The organism is Mesorhizobium sp. M1A.F.Ca.IN.020.06.1.1 (genome assembly GCF_004023265.1).
Lineage (GTDB): Bacteria > Pseudomonadota > Alphaproteobacteria > Rhizobiales > Rhizobiaceae > Mesorhizobium.
In genome coordinates, this window is sequence record NZ_RZSR01000886.1 from 1 (window position 1) to 2,505 (window position 2,505).

At 65.7% G+C, this 2,505-nt stretch carries 3 protein-coding genes; 1 reads left to right on the forward strand and 2 read right to left on the reverse strand.

Annotated features, from left to right (window positions below; translation table 11 throughout):
* Positions 1-49 precede the first annotated feature (49 nt).
* Complete coding sequence (locus EOA60_RS28515; protein WP_095824052.1) at positions 50-1,084, reverse strand: L-idonate 5-dehydrogenase; 1,035 nt, start codon at positions 1,082-1,084, stop codon at positions 50-52.
* 61 nt (positions 1,085-1,145) lie between these two features.
* Positions 1,146-2,093, reverse strand: coding sequence for a 2-hydroxyacid dehydrogenase (locus EOA60_RS28520; protein ID WP_095824053.1), 948 nt, complete (start codon positions 2,091-2,093; stop codon positions 1,146-1,148).
* A 78-nt stretch (positions 2,094-2,171) separates the two neighbouring features.
* Between EOA60_RS28520 and EOA60_RS28525 the strand changes: the two genes are divergently transcribed.
* The coding region (locus EOA60_RS28525) for an SDR family NAD(P)-dependent oxidoreductase (protein ID WP_128312272.1) at positions 2,172-2,505 on the forward strand (334 nt) is incomplete at its 3' end.

Genomic DNA, 2,505 nt, shown 5'->3' on the forward strand with positions numbered 1-2,505 from the left:
TGGCCGTACGTTATCGATATCACGGCGGAATGCAACGCGCCGTTGCGGCTCACGCAAACGCGATCTGGACCTTCATCGCCTGGCCGCGGTCGTTGGCGAGCTCGAAGCCGGAAAGTGCTTCGTCGACCGGCACCGAGTGGGTGATCAGCGGCTTCACGTCGATCAGCCCCTTGCGCATCAGCTCGACGCCGACGGCGAATTCGGGGTGGAAGCGGAACGAGCCGTTGATCGACAGTTCCTTGGCGGTCACCGTCGACATCGGCAGTGCCATCTCGGCGCCGCCGAGGCCGAGCTGGACGATGGTGCCGCGCGGACGCAGCGCCGCGATGCCTTGCGCCAGCGCCGACGCCGCGCCCGAACATTCGTAGAGGATGTCGAAGGTCCCCTTGTCGGCAAGGTAGGGCGCCAAACCTTCCGGCTCGCTTCGGGTGTTGATGGTCTTGTCGGCGCCGGCGCGCATGGCCATCGACAGCGTGAAATCGGCGATATCGACGGCGACGATCTCGGCCGCACCCGCGCGGCGCGCGCTGATGATCGACAGCAGGCCGATCGGCCCGCAGCCTGTGACCAGCACGCGCTTGCCCAGCATCTCTCCGGCCCGGCGCGTCGCGTGCAGACAGACGGCCAGCGGTTCGGCCATCGCCGCCTCGCCGGCGGTCAGCCCATCGGCCGGGACGCACTGAATCGCGTCCGCCACCAGCATTTCACGAAACGCGCCCTGGATATGCGGGAACGGCATGGCGCTGCCGTAGAAGCGCATGTTGAGGCACTGGTTGTGCATGCCCTCGCGGCAATAGCGGCAGCTGTAGCAGGGCCGCGACGGAGACACGGCGACGAGCTGTCCCGTCTGCAGTCCACTCACTCCCGGCCCGAGGCTCTCGATCACGCCGGAGACTTCGTGGCCGAGGATCATCGGCTCCTTCAGGCGCACCGTTCCGAAGCCGCCGTGATTGTAGTAGTGCAGGTCGCTGCCGCAGATGCCGCCGGCGGCGAGACGCAACAGCACCTGGCCCGGCCCCGGTTCCTCGACCGGACGGTCCTCGATGCGCAGGTCTTTGGCGGCGTGGATGACGATCGACTTCATGGCAGGCGAACTCCTCGGACTGTGCAGGCAGGCTTTGCGTGAAAACTTGCGTAAAACAATTTCACAGCACCGGCGTCAGCAACGGCTGGCCAGCAAAATGGGCGGCAAGGTTGTCGCGTACCAGCTTGCCCATCGCCTTGCGTGTCTCGATAGTGCCCGACGCATGGTGCGGCTGCAAAAGGACGTTGTCGAGCGCCAGGAACCGCGGATTGAGCTTCGGCTCGCCCTCGAAAACGTCGAGCGCGGCAGACCCCAGCGCCTTCTTCTCGAGCGCATCGAGCAGCGCATCCTCGTCGATATTGGAGGCGCGCGAAATGTTGATCAGCATGCCGTCCTCGCCAAGCGCCGCGATCACCTCGCCATTGACGATGTGGCGTGTCGCGGCCGACGCCGCGAGCGTCACAAACAGGAAATCCGAACGGCCGGCCAGGGCGACGGGATCGGCGACGAACTCCCAGTCCGCGGCGAAATCCTTCGGCCCGACGTCGCTGTAGGCGATGTCCATGCCGAAGCCGGCCAGACGCTTGGCCACCTCATAGCCGATGCGGCCAAGGCCGAGCACGCCGGCCCGCCGGCCCCAGACTCGGCGCTTCAGCGGGTAAAGGCCTTTAGAGGCCCAACTGCCATCGCGCACCCAGCGCTCGGCGCCGATCATGCCGCGCGACAGGCACAGCATCATGGCGATGCCGAGATCGGCGACGTCGTTGGTCAACACATCAGGCGTATTGGTGACCCGCACGCCGCGCTCTCGGCACGCCGACAGATCGACCGCGTCGAAGCCGACGCCGTAGACCGAGACGACCTCGAGTGCCGGGCAGGCCTCGATCATGGCGCGGTTCGCGCCGAGTTCGCCGCGGGTGGCGATGGCGCGGACCTGCGGCCCGACGTCGGCGAGGAAGGACGGCTTGTCCTCGGCCGCAAAATAACGATGCACCACGAAGGCTTCGTTGAGCGGCACCTCGTCCCACGCGGGATAAGGTCCAACCTGAAGGATATGGGGCCGCTGCATCGGTTTTCGCTCCACTTGACTTGACAGCTGATGTTATCGATAACATAAAGCGGACAGCGACGAGAGGCAATCGAGAAAATGTCGTCCATCTTGTTCGATCTCACCGGGCGCACCGCGCTCGTCACCGGCTCCTCGCAAGGCATCGGCCTTGCATTGGCAAAGGGGCTCGCCGGCGCCGGGGCCAAAGTGGTCCTCAACGGCCGCGACGAGGCAAAACTCGCCGTTGCGGCCGCGCAAATCCCCGGCGCTGTGACGCTGGCCTTCGATGCAACCGACCATGATGCGGTACGCGCCGCCATCGATGCGTTCGAGCAGGCTCACGGAGCGATAGACATTCTGGTCAACAATGCCGGCATGCAGTTCCGTACGCCGCTCGAGGACTTTCCCGCCGACGCGTTCGAGCGCCTGCTGC

Excerpts from the sequence above, each read along its gene's own strand:
- EOA60_RS28515 (WP_095824052.1), bottom strand. The coding sequence starts at position 1,084 with ATGAAGTCGATCGTCATCCACGCCGCCAAAGACCTGCGCATCGAGGAC.
- EOA60_RS28520 (WP_095824053.1), bottom strand. The coding sequence starts at position 2,093 with ATGCAGCGGCCCCATATCCTTCAGGTTGGACCTTATCCCGCGTGGGAC.